This is a genomic window from Amycolatopsis sp. NPDC051372, assembly GCF_040682095.1.
Taxonomy (GTDB): domain Bacteria; phylum Actinomycetota; class Actinomycetes; order Mycobacteriales; family Pseudonocardiaceae; genus Amycolatopsis.
The window spans coordinates 1-14,197 of the sequence record NZ_JBFBAF010000070.1; the positions used below are offsets into that span (position 1 = coordinate 1).

Below are 14,197 nucleotides of genomic sequence, written 5' to 3' on the forward strand. Positions count from 1 at the left end.
TGAAGCACTGCAGATGCTGAGCGGGCCACGCCCACGCACACACGACCGTTCCCGTCGAAACACCGATTCAAAGGCGACCTCGCACGCCCCGGCGGAGCCGGGGCCAACAATCCTGTCGGTGCCCAGCGTTACGCTCTGGCCATGCCCGACACCGCTACGGTCACCACCCCACCGGGAACCGGTGACGCGCCCGTCCGCAGGCGGCCGGCGCTGTCGCCGTCGCGTGCCAGCGATTTCAAACAGTGTCCGCTCCTCTACCGATTCCGGGCCGTCGACCGGCTGCCCGAGGTGCCCACGAAGGCTCAGGTGCGCGGGACGCTCGTGCATGCCGTGCTGGAACGGCTGTTCGGTCTGCCCGCGGGTGAGCGTGTGGCGCCGCGGGCGAAGGATCTGCTGGCGCCCACGTGGGCGGAGCTGTCGGCCGCGAGTCCGGAGTGGACCGAGCTGTTCACGGACGACGAGGCGGGCGAATCCGACAAGTGGCTGGCGTCGGCGGAGAAGCTGCTCGACGCGTACTTCGAGCTGGAGGACCCGCGCCGGCTGGAGCCGGAGGCGTGTGAGCTGCACGTGGAGATCGAGCTGGGCTCGGGGGTGCTGCTGCGCGGGTACATCGACCGCGTGGACGTGGCGCCCACCGGCGAGATCCGCGTGGTGGACTACAAGACCGGGGCCGCGCCGCGTGAGATCGGCGAGGCCAAGGCGATGTTCCAGATGAAGTTCTACGCCGTGGTGCTGTGGCGGCTGCGCGGCGTCGTGCCGCGGCAGCTGAAGCTGATGTACCTCACCGACGGCCAGTCGCTCGCCTACACGCCTGACGAAGCGGAGCTGGTCCGTTTCGAGCGGACGCTGGAAGCCATCTGGCAGGCGATCCTCAAGGCGGGCAAGACCGGCGACTTCCGGCCCAACCCCGGCAAGTTGTGCTCGTGGTGCGACCACCAGGCGCACTGCCCGGAGTTCGGCGGCACTCCGCCGGAATACCCCGGCTGGCCGGAACCCGACGCGGGCGAAGAGACCGCACTGGACCGGGCCGACTGATGGCCGACGCGTTCTACGTCCCGCTCGGCGACGAGCGGTACGCCGCGACCGAGCACACCAGCGGCCCGTGGGCACCCGGCGCGCAGCACTTCGGGCCACCGTCGGCGCTGCTCGCGCGGGGGCTGGAACGGCTCGAAGCGCCGCATCCGGCGCTGATCGCGCGCGTGACCATCGAGATCCTCGGGCCTGCGCCCGTCGCGGAGCTGGACCAGCGGTCGTGGATCGAGCGGCCGGGCCGGTCGGTGGAGTTGCTGCAGTCGGAGCTGTCCGCGGCCGGCAGGCTGATCGCCCGGGCGAGCGCGTGGCGGATCGCGACCACCGACACCACGAGCGTCGCGACCGACGCCGGTCCCCTGCTGCCCTCGGCCGAGGCGGGCACGGAGTCGACGTTCCCCGCCGACTGGCGCGGTGGTTACCTCAACGCCGTCGAGTGGCGGGCCGTGCGCGGCAGTATCTCGGCACCGGGCCCGGCCGCGGTGTGGGGCCGGCAGCGGATCCCGCTCGTCGACGGCGAGGAGCCCACCGGGTTGCAGCGGCTGTTCGCGGTCGCGGACTCGGCCAACGGCGTGTCCCACTTCTTGCCCACCGACGACTGGTGGTTCATCAACTCGGAGCTCACGGTCCACCTGCGCCGGGCGCCGGAGGGCGAGTGGATGGGGCTCGACGCCGTGACCCTGGTCGGGCCGCACGGCGTCGGCACCGCCACGAGTACCCTGCACGACGGCTCCGGTCCGGTCGGCACCGGTGCGCAGGCTCTGCTCGTCCGGCCGCGACAGGCCGGGGGCGGATAACCGCGCGCCCGCGCCCCTGATCCAATAACCTTCGCGGAACGACCGACAAGGGAGCGCTCCGGCATGCAGATCACCTCGGTGGTCAACCAGAAAGGCGGGGTCGGCAAGACCTCACTCAGCGTGGGCGCGGCCGCGGCGCTGGCCGAACGCGGCCGGCGCGTGCTGCTGATCGACCTCGACCCGCAGGGGCACGCCACCACCGAGATGCTCGGCCTGGCCGAGGTGTCCGGTGACGCACCCACGCTCGCGAAGGCGCTCACGAAGCTTTGGAAGGGCCCGATCGAGGAGCTCGCGGTGCCGCACCCGCGCAGCAACCTCGGCCGCGGCGGCGCGTTCGACGTGATCCCGACGTCGCCGGGCATGTTCGACCTGATCCGCCGGCTGGACTCGTTCCGGGTGCCGGGCTGGCAGCTCGCGCGCGTGATCCAGTTCGCGAACTACGACCACGTGGTCATCGACTGCCCGCCCGCGCTCGACGTGCTGACCAACAACGCACTCGCGGCGTCACACGGGATCCTGGTGCCGGTGCAGCCGGACAAAACGAGCATCCGCGCCCTGCGGCTGCTCGGCGACCAGGTGCGCTACGTGGAACAGACCACCGGCCGCACGCCGATCGCGTGGTACGGGATCGTGCCCGGGCTCTACCGCCGCCCGATCTCCCACTACGCGGCCGCGGCGCTGCAGGAGATGTACAACTTCGGCGTCCCGGTGCTCTCGCACGTCCCGCTCGGCGTCGTGATGAACGAGGCCGCGGCCAACGGCGTGCCCGTCACCACGTACGCGCCGGAAACCCTGCAGGCACTGTCGTTCCGCGAGATCGCCGAAACCCTCGACGGCTACCTGGCCCAGAACCCCGGCCCCACCGAGGTCCCGGCCGACGACGAGTTCGTCTTCGAGGACTTCATCTCCGAGGTCGCGATGACCCGCAACGCCAACGACAACGGCGCCCGCAAAAAGCTTTACGACCTCATGCCTAAACGCCCCACGCGACCGCGCTGACGTCTCGGCTCCGCCTCGACGCGCGCTGTGTTTTCTGTCTCGGCTCCGCCGAGACGGCGAGATCGCCTCAAGCCGGTGTCTCGAATGGACGGTCGGATCGGCCGGGGGCCGATCGCACCGTCCATTCGAGACACCGGCGCGATCTCGCACCGGTCGGCCAGAAGGCCAAGAGAAGTAGACCTGGACATTCGAAGTGTTGCCTGCGCTCGGTAGAGCCGGGTGCAGGCAACACTGTCACGCAGTTACAACCGGCAGGAGCGGATGTCGGAGGCCAGGATGGCTTTGGCGCCCACTTCGGCGAGTTCGTCCATGATCTGGTTGACCTTCTTGCGCGGCACCATCGCGCGCACGGCGACCCAGTCCTCGTCGGCCAGCGGGGCCACCGTCGGCGACTCCAGGCCCGGCGTGATGGCGATGGCCTGCTCCAGCAGCGTGCGCGGGCAGTCGTAGTCGAGCATCATGTACTGCTGCGCGAACACAACACCCCGCAGCCGGGCTGCCAGCTGACTCTTCGCCTTCGCCGAGTCGCTGCCCGCGCGCTGCAGCAGCACGGCCTCCGACACGCAGATCGGGTCGCCGAAGGCCACCAGGTTGTGCTGGCGCAGCGAGCGGCCGGACTCGACCACGTCGGCGATCGCGTCGGCGACGCCGAGCTGGATCGAGATCTCCACGGCGCCGTCGAGGCGGATGACCTCGGCCTCCACGCCGTGGCGTGCCAGGTCCTCGCGCACGAGCCGCGGGTACGAGGTCGCGAGACGCTTGCCCTGCAGGTCGGCCGGCTTCCAGTCCTGGCCCGCCGGGGCGGCGTAGCGGAACGTGGACCCGCCGAAGCCGAGCGCGAGCATCTCCTCGACCGGCGCGCCCGAGTCGAGCGCGAGGTCGCGGCCGGTGATGCCGAGGTCCAGCTCGCCGGAGCCGACGTAGATCGCGATGTCCTTGGGGCGCAGGAAGAAGAACTCGACCTCGTTGACCTGGTCGAGCACGGTCAGGTCCTTCGAGTCATGTCGCTTGCGGTAGCCCGCCTCGGAAAGCATCTCGGCCGCCGCCGCGGCGAGGGCTCCCTTGTTAGGCACGGCAACACGCAGCATTTCGCTCTCTCCTCTTTCACCGGTGCGCGAACGCGTCACAGGTAGCGGTACACGTCCTCGGTCGAGATCCCCCGGCCGAGCATGAGCACCTGGACCCGGTACAGCAGTTGCGAGATCTCTTCCGCGAGGCGGTCGTCGGACTCGTGCTCGGCTGCGATCCACACCTCGCCGGCTTCCTCGAGCACCTTCTTGCCCTGTGCGTGCACCCCGTCGTCGAGGGCGACGACGGTGCCGGACCCGTCGGGACGGGTGCGGGCGCGCTCGGCAAGCTCCGCGAACAGCTCATCGAAGGTCTTCACGGTCTGCAGATCCTTCCATCCCGCACGGGCGGGCGCTGCCCCGGGTGACCCCGATGCCGCAAGGGTCACACTCGCGGCAGCAACGCGGCCAGCGCGGTCACGTCGACGCCCGCGAGCGACTCGCGGAACACCCGCCCCGGCCCCGCCGGGACCTCCACGTCGTTCGGGATCACGAGCACCGAGCAGCCGGCGCTCTCGGCCGACTCCGCGCCCGGCGGCGAGTCCTCCACCGCGACGCACCGCTCCGGCGGCACGCCGAGCAGCTCGGCGGCCTTGAGGTACGGCCTCGGGTGCGGCTTGTTGAGCCCGTCGACCTCGTCACCGCACACCGTGACGTCGAAGAACTCGCGGCCGATCGTCCGCAGCGCCAGCTCGGTCAGCGCGCGCTCGGTCGACGTGACCAGCGCGGACGGGATGCCGGCGGCCTTCACCGCGGCCAGCGCCTCGCGCGCGCCCGGGCGCCAGGGCAGCGCGTCGTCGAACAGGCCCGCCGTGCGCCGGCGGATCCACGCGCCGGTCTCGGCGACCGACTCCGGCGTGACCTCCCGCGCGGTCACCTCCAGCAGATAGGTGGCTGTGGCGTCCATGTTGGACCCCACGAGCGTCATCCGCTGCTCCTCCGACAGCCTGCCGCCGAGCGCTTCCGCGCACTCGTACAGCGCGACGTCCCAGAGCTTCTCGGAATCGACGAGCGTGCCGTCCATGTCCCACAGGACGGCGCCCAGTCCGTCCGAAGAGGACGGTGCAGTCACGGTTTTCTCCTTGTCGGTGCGTCGGCGGGTGGCCGGACGGACGGCCGCGGCGCACCCGCACGAATCCGCCTCGAAAGAGTGGGCTTGCGTCACACCGGCGGCGGCCCCGGACCGTCCACCGGGGGACCGGGCACGACGGCGGGCCGGATCGTCTCCAGTATCCCATTCGCATCGCGCCACTGGGCGCGGGCGCCGCGCACCGCCCACACGGCACTGAGCTGCGGCTCCCCGGAGTGTCTCGCACACCGGGACCCGCCCGCCGCGCGCGGGCGGTGGTGGTGACGGCGCGCGGTCGGACATGCTGCACAGGTTACGGGCGAAGGGTCGTAGGCTGGGAAGGTGAGTGAGCCAGTCGACGAGACCCAGCGACCCGGAGACCCGGATCGCGCCCGCCCGGAATCGAAGCGCCCCCTGATGGTGGTGGCCTTCGAAGGCTGGAACGACGCTGGTGACGCGGCCAGCCGCGCGATCGAGCATCTGCAGCTCAACTGGGACGCCACCCCGCTGGCGGAGCTGGAGCCGGACGACTACTACGACTTCCAGGTCAGCAGGCCGACCATCAGCATGGTCGACGGCGTGACCCGGCAGGTGGAGTGGCCGACCACGCGCCTGTCCATCTGCCGGCCCGAGGGGCTCGACCGCGACGTGGTGCTGGTGCAAGGCCCCGAGCCGAACATGCGCTGGCGCGCGTTCTGCGCGGAGCTGCTGGAGCACATCATGCAGCTCGACGTGGACACCGTCGTCGCGCTCGGCGCGCTGCTGGCCGACACCGCGCACACGCGGCCCGTCCCGGTCACCGGGACCGCCTACGACAAGGACACCGCCAGCCGGTTCCGCCTCGAGCTGAACAACTACCAGGGGCCGACCGGGATAGTGGGCGTGCTGCAGGACTACTGCGTGCAGGCCGGCATCCCCGCCGTGTCGATCTGGGCGGCCGTGCCGCACTACGTGTCGCACCCGCCGTCCCCGAAGGCGACCCTGGCGCTGCTGCACAAGCTCGAGGACGTCCTCGACGTCGAGATCCCGCTGGGCGCGCTGCCCGAGCAGTCCGAGGAGTGGCAGCGGACCGTCAGCGAGATGGCCGACGAGGACGAGGAGATCAGCGAGTACGTCCGCAGCCTAGAAGAGCGTGGCGACGCGGAAACCGACTTCACCATGGAGGAGGTCTCCGGCGACAAGATCGCGGCCGAGTTCGAGCGCTACCTGCGCCGGCGCCGCCCGGGCCAGGAGGGCGGGGGCTTCGGCCTCCGCTGAGCCGCTACCCAGCCGGAGTGGCCCCTGCCGCACTGGCGGCGGGGGCCTTTCCCGTCTCCGGGCTCGGGCTCAGCGACGCCAGCGGGCCGCGAACGCACGGGCCGGGTTCGAGACCAGCATCGCCTGCACGACGTCGTCGCCCAAGGCTCGGACGAGCCGGGGCCGCAGCGTCGTGAGCAGGTACGGGATGCCGGGGCCGCCGCCCGAGGACAGCCGGGCCGCGGCGGTGGTCGTGTCGCCGCCGAGGAGCAGCTGGCCGGTGTGACCGGAGGTCGCGAGCTCGAACAGCAGGTCGGCCAGACGCCAGTCGGTGGCGTGGTTGGCGCGCGACGGGCCGTCGAAGCCCAGGAAGACGCCGGTGTCGGCGACCTCCCGCAGCACGCGCAGGTCGGGGTTGCGGTTGAGGTGGCCCAGGATCACGCGCGACGGCGGCACGGCCAGCTCGCCGCACAGCAGGTCGGCGACCTCCCGGGCCGCGGTGCCCAGCTCCAGGTGCACGGCGATCGGCGCGCCTGTCTCCTGATGGGCCTGCGCGGCGGCGACCATCGTCCAGCGGGCGTGCCGGTCGACGACGTGGAACGCGCCCGCGACCTTGATCAGGCCCGCGCGAGGTCCGGTGCGGTCGGCGTCCGGGTCGTCGCCGGCGGGGATGCCGTCGAGGAGGTCGGCCACGAAGATCTCGGCCAGCCGGTCGGCGACGCGGTCGAGGACTTCGGCCCGGTAGTGCTCGGCGCGGTGGAACCCCGTCGCGGCGACGACGTGCACGCCGGTCGCCTGCGAAAGCGCGGCGAGGTCGGCCGCGCGGCGGTTCAGGCCGAACGGCGTCCACTGGACCACCGTGCGCCCGCCCGCAGCCGCGAACGCCCGCAGTTCGGCCTCGGCGGCCGCCACGTCGTCGAGCTCCTGCCCGGCGAGCTGCCGGGAGGCGAAGAACAGGTGGTCGTGGGCGTCGCACACCTCGAGTGACGAGGGGGCGACGTCGCCGAGGACTGTGCGGATCCGGGGCTCGCCGGTCACGCGGTCAGCAGCTTCCGTAGCGGCACGGCCCCGCGGGCGCGACGGCTCCACTCGCGCGGGTAGCCGAGCGAGACCTCCTCGAACCGCACGCCGTCGGCCGACGTCGTGCGCGGGATGTGCAGGTGGCCGTACACGGCGAGCTCGGCGCGGTAGCGCAGGTGCCAGTCCTCGGTCTGCGTGGTGCCGCACCACAGCGCGAAGTCCGGGTAGTGCAGTGGCGCGGTCGGGTGGCGGTGCAGCGGCCAATGCGACACGAGGATGGAGCCGTGCTCGGCCGGGATGGCGTCGAGGCGGTCGGTGCTGACCTTCAGGCGCTCGGCGCACCAAGCCTGGCGGCTCGGGAACGGGTCGGGGTGCAGGAAGTACTCGTCCGTGCAGACCACGCCGGCCTCGCGCGCCTGCGCGAGCGCCTCCTCGATCGTCTTGCCCTCGGCGGCCGGGGTACGCCAGCTGTAGTCGTAGAGCACGAACAGCGGCGCGATCGTCAGCGGCCTGGCGCCGTGCTCCCACACGGGGAACTCGTCCTCGGGCGTCAGCACGTCGATCTCCCGGCACTGCTCCACGAGGAACTCGTAGCGGGCCTGGCCGCGCAGCTGCGACTCGTCCTTCGGCGTGGTCCACAGCTCGTGGTTGCCCGGCACCCACACGACCTTGGCGAACCGCTCGCGCAGGGTGGCGAGCGTGTCGCGGATGACGGACGAGCGTTCGGCGACGTCACCGACCACCAGCAGCCAGTCTTCCGGCGCATCCGGCACGACACGGTCGAGGATCGGCCCGTTGCCCTCGTGGGTCACGTGGAGGTCGCTGGTGGCGAAGAGAGACGGCACTCCTCCACCGTAGCCATTTCCCGCCCGGCAGATCGCCAGAACTGCCCCTTACGCCACCCCAGCAGCACCAGCCCGGCCACCACGTAGACACCGGTCTGCACGTCGAACAGCACCGCCGGGCCGGTGACGGCCACCAGCGCCCCGGCGAGCAGCGACCCGGCGGCCTGGGCCGCCGCGACCACGGCGAACACCGTGCTCAGCACCCGGCCGGCCCGCTCGGGCGCCGCCACGCTCTGGACGTGCGCCAGCAGGCCGGCGCCCGTGAGCACGGCGGGTCCGCCGGCCACCGCGAACAGGCCCACGTAGATCCCCAGCGCCGTCGTGAGGGCTGCCGCGTTCCAGATCAACGCCGACACCAGCCCGGTCGCCAGCGAGCCCCACGCGAGCAGCGAAGCGCCCGCCACGCGCCGGGCGAGCGTCGCCACGGCGAAGCCCGCCGCCAGCCCGCCGATCGCCTGCACGCCGCGCAGCAGCCCCGCGTCCGCCTCGTTGCCGCCGAGCACGTCAAGCACGAAGACCACGAACAGCACCAGGAACATCCCCTGGGCCACGGAAACGAGCACCGTCGCGATCCCGGTGGCCCGCAGCCGCGGGTCCCGAGTGAGCTCTCGCAGCCCGGCCAGCCACGCGGCGACGACGGGTTCCCGGCGTGGCAGACGGACGCGTGGCGCCGCCGGACCCGCGAACGGGCGCGCGAGCAGCAGCGCCGCGACGGCGAGCGCGCCGAGGTACCCGAGCACCACGCGGTCCAGCCCGCCCCAGCCGAGCAGCGCGCCACCGGCCCAGCCACCCGCGAGCCGGGCGACGCTGCCGTTCACGCTCATCAGGCCGTTGGCGCCGGTCACCTCCGCGACGCCGACCAGCTCCGGCACCAGCGCATTGCGCGCCGGTTCGAACACCGACGCCAGCCCGGCCTGCGCGGCCATCACCAGGTACACGAGCCCGACGGGGATGCCGTCGCCGGCGAACAACGGCATCACGACCACTGCCTGGCCGACGCACACCACGGCGAGCACGGCCCGGCGGTCCCAGCGGTCCGCGACGACCCCGGCGACCGGGCTCAGCAGCACCGCCGGCAGCAGGCCGAGCACCACACTCAGCGCCGTCGTCGCGGCCGAGCCGGTGGTCGCGAAGAGGAACACCGGCAGTGCGACCTGCAGCATCCACTCTGCGGACTCGCCGAAGAACGCGGCCAGCCAGAGCCGCACGAACGCGGGCACGCCCAGCAGCTGTCTCACGACACCGGCTCCCCGTCCGGCCCGAGCCGCAGGAACGCGCGCAGGCCGACGTGCACCGGCAGCGCGTCTTCCGGCGCGTCTTCGCGGATGGCGCCGACGTACGGGCGGACCAACGCGTCGACCGCCTGCAGCAGCCGGTCGAGCTCCGCCGGCGTGACCTGCAGGGTGTACGAGCTGAAGCCGCCCACCGCGCGCCAGGCCGGGTCGAGCGTTTCGAGGGCGTCCAGGTAGCGCCGCGTGAGGTCCTGTTCCTCCGCGAGCTGCGTGCCGACCACGGCCAGCTGCGCCCGGTTCAGCGCCGGGTCGTCCCCCGGGTCGCCGAGGTCGAGGCCGACCTGCAGGGCGCGCCACGGCCGCTCGCGTCCGTCGGTGGCGTCGGCGCGCTCCACGAGGCCGTGCTGCGCGAGCCGGCGCAGGTGCCAGCTGCAGTTGGACGCGGTGGAGCCGACCGCTTCGGCGCATTCGCTGGCCGTGCGGGCCCCGACTGCCATCAGGTGGTGCAGCAGCGCCGAACGCAGCGGGTGCGCCAGCGCGCGCAGCAGCTCGGCGTCGTCGACGCGTTTGCGCGGTGGCAGCTCGGCCATCGGTCCTCCGGCTCTGCGAGTCCAAACCCTGAAGGGATTCTTTCGAAATTATCCTTTTAGAGTTGCAGCCGCCCGACCTGCTGTCAACGGGCTTCGCTACCATCACGGACAGTTACTGCTCCGTGCAGTCGTTGTGTCCGCCAGCCACACCCGCGCCGAGGACGGTCTGTTGCCCCACCAGCGAGAACTCGCCACCGCCGCCGCACTGGCACTCCCCCGGTTCGTGAGCGCCACGGTCCGCTTCCACGCCGCGGTTGCCGCTCGGCTCGGCGTGACACCGGCCGAGCTGCACTGCCTGCAGCTCGTGCACAGCGGCACCACCGACTCCCCCACGGAGCTGGCGCGGCTGCTCGGGATGACCACCGGCGCGTTCACGCGGATGCTCGACCGGATGGAGCGCGCCCGGCTCGTGGAGCGCGCGCCCGACCCCGCGGACCGCCGGCGGCTGCGCGTGCGGGCGCTGCCCGACCGCATGGCGGAGCTGACCGAGCTCTACGCCCCGCTCGCCCAGCGTTTCGGCGAGCGCCTGGCCGGGTTCGACCGCCGTCAGCTCACCGCCCTGGTGTCATTTCTGACCGAGGGCGAGACGGCCGCGGACCTGGCCACGCAGCAGGTCGACGAGGCCGCGCGGAGCCCCCACGAAATTCGGGGTTGACTAACCCTACTGGCGTTGCGTTAACCTCGTCCCATCATGGACAACTGAGCCCAGCCCTTTCCCGCACCGAGGCAGCTCCCGGTCGAGCACCGCTCCCGCGAGCCACGAGTCCCGTCGGGGAACCCGTTTCACCCACCAGGGCCGGTGATCCTCATGTCTTTGTCCCTCAAAGCCACCGACGTCGTATTCGACTACGGCGCCAGGACCGTCCTCGACGGGGTCTCGCTCACCGCGTCCGCCGGGCGCCGCCTCGGGCTCGTCGGCGAGAACGGCACCGGCAAGTCCACGCTGCTGCGCCTGCTCGCGGGCCTCGAACAGCCGCGCTCGGGCGAGATCGCCCGCGGCGACGACGTCGGCTTCCTGTTGCAGGAGCTGCCGTTCCCGGCATCGGCGACTTTCGGCGACGTCCTCGACCACGCGCTGGCGGACATCCGCTCGGCCGCCGCTCGGCTCGACGTGCTCACCGCGGCGATGACCGACCGGCCCGACGACGCGCGCGCGCTCGACGAGTACGGGAAGCTCCTGGAGTGGGCACAGGCCCACGATCTGTGGGACGCCGACCGCCGCGCCGAGCTGGTGTGCGACGGGCTGGGCCTCGGCGCGCTCGGGCGCGACCGGCTCCTCGGCGAGATATCGGGCGGGCAGCGGTCCCGGCTCGGGCTGGCGGCACTGCTGATCCGCCGTCCCGCCACGCTGCTGCTCGACGAGCCGACCAACCACCTCGACGACACCGCGATGGAGTTCCTGGAGCGCCACCTCGCGGAGCTGTCCGGCATCGTCGTGCTGTCCTCGCACGACCGCGTATTCCTCGACGCGGTGTGCACCGACATCGTCGACCTCGACCCGGCGCCGGCCGACCGGCTCGTGGGCGGGGCGACGCGCTACGGCGGCACCTACAGCGACTACCTCGACCAGAAGCGGGCCGAACGCGCGCGCTGGGAGCAGCGCTACGCCGAGGAACAGGACGAGCTGAAGGAGCTGCGGGAGTCCGTCGCGGTCACGGCGCGGCGGGTCGCGCACAACCGCGCACAGCCCGACGGCGACAAGAACCTCTACAACTTCAAGGGAGGGCGGGTGCAGAAGCAGGTGTCCCGCCGCGTCCGCAACGCCCAGCTGCGGCTCGACGAGCTCGAACACGACCAGGTGCGCAAACCCCCTGCGCCACTGCGATTCCGCGCGCGACTCACGGCCGCCGCGTCCGGCGAAGGACCGGCGATCTCGGTGCGGGACCTGGACGTGCCGGGCCGGTTGACCCTCGATCGGCTCGACGTGACCGGCACGGCACGGCTGCTCGTGACCGGCGGCAACGGTGCGGGCAAGTCCACGCTCCTGTCGGTGCTGGCGGGCCGGCTGACACCCGCGCGCGGGTCCGTCCACTTCGGACCCGGACTGCGCGTGGGGTTGCTGGAGCAGGACGTGGTGTTCCCCGATCCGGAGCGCGTGGCCCACAAGGTCTACCGCGCCGCGCTCGGGGACGACGCGCCGCCGTTGTCCCGCTTGGGTTTACTGTCCTCGCGGGACCTCGGCCGGCCCGTCGGCGAGCTGTCCGTGGGCCAGCGCCGGCGGCTCGCGCTCGCGGTCCTGCTCGCGGACCCGCCGGACGTGCTGCTCCTCGACGAGCCGACCAACCACATCTCGCTCACCCTCGCCGAGGAGCTCTTCGCAGCACTGGACCACGCTCCGGGCGCCGTCGTCATCGCCTCTCATGATCGATGGCTGCGCCGCCGCTGGCACGGCAACCACCTGGAGCTGGGCGCTGCCCAGCCCGCCGCCGTATAGGTCGTTATACAGAATGCTTCGGCCCAGGAGCGTCCCGGGCCGAAGCGGGACTCATGGCGCCGACACTGCGTCGCCCACGCGCCTTGCTCGACGATCGGACTCCCGTCAACCCCCTCCGAGGACGTTCGCTGCCCGCTCCGGCCAAGACCGGTCATGGCCGTCGCGGGCGACTCCTGCCCCACCGCCGCGGACCGCGCCTCGCTTGACAAGCCCGCTCCGCGGCCGTTCGCCACCCACTTCCCCAGGCGACCTCTGGGCCGAAGTGGGCAGCTCGCGGACCGCCGCCGGACCCCTGCCCGATGTGCCGCCTTCGCGCCGCCCGAACGTGCACACCGACCAATGCCCGGCCGTATAGGTCGTTATACAAACACCGCCGGCCCAGGACTTCCTGGGCCGGCGGTGTTTCGCAGCGGGTCGTCAGAGAGTGATTCCCAGCAACGCGTCGACCGCGATGCGGATGAGACCCGGCGCGGTGGTGTCCGCGCCGTCGCGGCGCAGAGCTGCGGTCGCCCAGGCGTCGACGGCCTCCAGTGCCTTCGGGGTGTCCAGGTCATCCGAGAGGTGGTCGCGCAGCCGCGCGAGGGTCTCCGTCGCGTCGGGACCCGCGGGCAGCGCCACGGCCTCGCGCCAGCGGGCCAGGCGTTCCTGCGCCTCGGTCAGCAGGGCGTCGGTCCAAGGCCGGTCCTCGCGGTAGTGGCCGGCGAACAGCGCGAGCCGGATCGCCGAAGGGTCCACGCCGTCGGCGCGCAGCCGCGAGACGAAGATCAGGTTCCCGCGCGACTTCGACATCTTCTCGCCGTCGAGGCCGATCATCCCGGCGTGCGCGTAGTGGCGGGCGAACGGGTGGTCCCCCGCGGCCGCTTCCGCGTGCGCGGCGCTGTACTCGTGGTGGGGGAACCGCAGGTCCGAGCCACCGCCCTGCACGTCGAACCCGAACCCCAGCCGGTTGACCGAGATCGCGCTGCACTCGATGTGCCAACCCGGGCGGCCGGGGCCCAGCTCCGAATCCCACGACGGCTCGCCCTCACGTGCGGCGCGCCACAGCAGCGCGTCGAGCGGGTGGCGCTTGCCGGCTCGGTCCGGGTCGCCGCCCCGCTCGGCGAAGAATTTCGCCATCGTCGCCTCGTCGTAGCGCGACTCGTAGCCGAACCGCCCGGTCGCGGAGTGGTCGAAGTACACATCGGGGTGCTCGGCGTCGTCCACGCGGTACGCCGTGCCGTTGGCCAGCAGCTTCGCGACGACCTCCACGATCTCGGGGATCGCCTCCACGACGCTCACGAACTGCCGCGGCGGCAGCACGCGCAGCGCCTCCATGTCCTCGCGGAACAGCGCCGTCTCCCGCATGGCGAGCACGACCCAGTCGTCGGAGTCACGTTCGGCGCGCTCCAGCAGCGGGTCGTCGATGTCGGTCACGTTCTGGACGTAGTGGACCTCGTGCCCGTTGTCCCGCCAGATGCGGTTGACCAGGTCGAACGCCAGATAGGTGGCCGCGTGGCCGAGGTGCGTGGCGTCGTAGGGCGTGATGCCGCAGACGTACATCCGGGCGGTGGCTCCCGGAGCCGTCGGGCGGATCTGCCCGGTCGACGTGTCGTGGAGCCGAAGCGGGCGGGGCGTGCCCGGCAACCGGGGCACGTCGACGGAGGACCAAGTCTGCATACCTCGACTGTAAACGGGACGGCCGTCCTCTTTCCCATCCGGTGGGAACTGTGTTGTCTGCCTCGGCTTCGCCGAGGCGGGCGAGATCGCCGAGAAGCCGGCGGTGTTGTCTGCCTCGGCTTCGCCGAGGCGTGCGAGATCGCCGGGAAGCCGGCGTCTCGACTGGGCGGTCCGGCACGCGGCCGGCCCCGCCGAACAAGTGCCGCGCCGTGGCGACCTGGGT

14 protein-coding genes are annotated in these 14,197 nt (G+C 72.1%); 6 read left to right on the plus strand and 8 right to left on the minus strand.

Going from position 1 to position 14,197, the window contains the following annotated elements; translation table 11 throughout:
* Positions 1-141: 141 nt before the first annotated feature.
* The 3 genes from AB0M56_RS49620 to AB0M56_RS49630 all read left to right on the plus strand — a co-directional run bounded on the left by AB0M56_RS49620 (position 142) and on the right by AB0M56_RS49630 (position 2,825).
* On the plus strand, positions 142-1,035 hold the full coding sequence (locus tag AB0M56_RS49620) for a RecB family exonuclease (protein WP_364190403.1): 894 nt from the start codon (positions 142-144) through the stop codon (positions 1,033-1,035).
* Entirely contained in the window at positions 1,035-1,826 is a 792-nt protein-coding gene (locus tag AB0M56_RS49625; RefSeq protein ID WP_364190406.1) for a thioesterase family protein, read from the plus strand. The genes AB0M56_RS49620 and AB0M56_RS49625 overlap by 1 nt, the downstream gene beginning before the upstream one ends.
* 63 nt (positions 1,827-1,889) lie before the next feature.
* Complete coding sequence (locus AB0M56_RS49630; protein WP_364190408.1) at positions 1,890-2,825, plus strand: ParA family protein; 936 nt, start codon at positions 1,890-1,892, stop codon at positions 2,823-2,825.
* Between the two features lie 242 nt (positions 2,826-3,067).
* Here the strand turns inward: AB0M56_RS49630 and hisG are convergent, their stop codons facing one another.
* The 3 genes from hisG to AB0M56_RS49645 form a co-directional block, all read right to left on the minus strand.
* Entirely contained in the window at positions 3,068-3,913 is an 846-nt protein-coding gene (hisG, locus tag AB0M56_RS49635; RefSeq protein ID WP_220240794.1) for an ATP phosphoribosyltransferase, read from the minus strand.
* Between the two features lie 35 nt (positions 3,914-3,948).
* Positions 3,949-4,212 (minus strand): phosphoribosyl-ATP diphosphatase, encoded by a 264-nt coding sequence (locus tag AB0M56_RS49640; RefSeq protein ID WP_184778231.1) that lies wholly within the window; start codon positions 4,210-4,212, stop codon positions 3,949-3,951.
* 65 nt (positions 4,213-4,277) lie between these two features.
* A complete protein-coding gene (locus AB0M56_RS49645; RefSeq protein WP_364190412.1) occupies positions 4,278-4,964 on the minus strand; it encodes an HAD family phosphatase in 687 nt (228 codons plus the stop codon).
* A gap of 339 nt (positions 4,965-5,303) precedes the next feature.
* On the opposite strand from AB0M56_RS49645, the gene AB0M56_RS49650 reads away from it, so the two are divergent.
* On the plus strand, positions 5,304-6,218 hold the full coding sequence (locus AB0M56_RS49650; RefSeq protein ID WP_220240795.1) for a PAC2 family protein: 915 nt from the start codon (positions 5,304-5,306) through the stop codon (positions 6,216-6,218).
* A gap of 69 nt (positions 6,219-6,287) precedes the next feature.
* Here AB0M56_RS49650 and AB0M56_RS49655 read toward each other — a convergent pair whose 3' ends face one another.
* The 4 genes from AB0M56_RS49655 to AB0M56_RS49670 are packed head-to-tail and all read right to left on the minus strand — an operon-like array spanning position 6,288 to position 9,884.
* A complete protein-coding gene (locus AB0M56_RS49655; RefSeq protein ID WP_364190415.1) occupies positions 6,288-7,235 on the minus strand; it encodes a phosphotriesterase in 948 nt (315 codons plus the stop codon).
* Positions 7,232-8,062 (minus strand): metallophosphoesterase, encoded by an 831-nt coding sequence (locus AB0M56_RS49660; RefSeq protein ID WP_364190418.1) that lies wholly within the window; start codon positions 8,060-8,062, stop codon positions 7,232-7,234. The genes AB0M56_RS49655 and AB0M56_RS49660 overlap by 4 nt, the downstream gene beginning before the upstream one ends.
* On the minus strand, positions 8,026-9,300 hold the full coding sequence (locus tag AB0M56_RS49665; RefSeq protein WP_364190421.1) for an MFS transporter: 1,275 nt from the start codon (positions 9,298-9,300) through the stop codon (positions 8,026-8,028). Before AB0M56_RS49665 ends, AB0M56_RS49660 begins: the two co-directional genes overlap by 37 nt.
* Positions 9,297-9,884, minus strand: a complete 588-nt coding sequence (locus AB0M56_RS49670; RefSeq protein ID WP_364190424.1) for a helix-turn-helix domain-containing protein — start codon at positions 9,882-9,884, stop codon at positions 9,297-9,299. The genes AB0M56_RS49665 and AB0M56_RS49670 overlap by 4 nt, the downstream gene beginning before the upstream one ends.
* Positions 9,885-10,053: 169 nt before the next feature.
* Between AB0M56_RS49670 and AB0M56_RS49675 the strand changes: the two genes are divergently transcribed.
* Positions 10,054-10,539 (plus strand): MarR family transcriptional regulator, encoded by a 486-nt coding sequence (locus tag AB0M56_RS49675; RefSeq protein ID WP_364190431.1) that lies wholly within the window; start codon positions 10,054-10,056, stop codon positions 10,537-10,539.
* A gap of 153 nt (positions 10,540-10,692) precedes the next feature.
* Positions 10,693-12,318: an ABC-F family ATP-binding cassette domain-containing protein gene (locus AB0M56_RS49680; RefSeq protein ID WP_364190427.1), complete on the plus strand. Its 1,626-nt coding sequence runs from the start codon at positions 10,693-10,695 to the stop codon at positions 12,316-12,318.
* A gap of 417 nt (positions 12,319-12,735) precedes the next feature.
* Here AB0M56_RS49680 and mshC read toward each other — a convergent pair whose 3' ends face one another.
* Complete coding sequence (mshC, locus tag AB0M56_RS49685; RefSeq protein WP_364190429.1) at positions 12,736-13,974, minus strand: cysteine--1-D-myo-inosityl 2-amino-2-deoxy-alpha-D-glucopyranoside ligase; 1,239 nt, start codon at positions 13,972-13,974, stop codon at positions 12,736-12,738.
* Positions 13,975-14,197 lie beyond the last annotated feature (223 nt).

What these genes read in the sequence shown, in the direction of transcription:
- AB0M56_RS49670 (WP_364190424.1), bottom strand. Translation starts at nt 9,884, where the DNA reads ATGGCCGAGCTGCCACCGCGCAAACGCGTCGACGACGCCGAGCTGCTG.
- AB0M56_RS49620 (WP_364190403.1), top strand. Translation starts at nt 142, where the DNA reads ATGCCCGACACCGCTACGGTCACCACCCCACCGGGAACCGGTGACGCG.
- AB0M56_RS49680 (WP_364190427.1), top strand. Translation starts at nt 10,693, where the DNA reads ATGTCTTTGTCCCTCAAAGCCACCGACGTCGTATTCGACTACGGCGCC.
- mshC (WP_364190429.1), bottom strand. Translation starts at nt 13,974, where the DNA reads ATGCAGACTTGGTCCTCCGTCGACGTGCCCCGGTTGCCGGGCACGCCC.
- AB0M56_RS49625 (WP_364190406.1), top strand. Translation starts at nt 1,035, where the DNA reads ATGGCCGACGCGTTCTACGTCCCGCTCGGCGACGAGCGGTACGCCGCG.
- hisG (WP_220240794.1), bottom strand. Translation starts at nt 3,913, where the DNA reads ATGCTGCGTGTTGCCGTGCCTAACAAGGGAGCCCTCGCCGCGGCGGCG.
- AB0M56_RS49630 (WP_364190408.1), top strand. Translation starts at nt 1,890, where the DNA reads ATGCAGATCACCTCGGTGGTCAACCAGAAAGGCGGGGTCGGCAAGACC.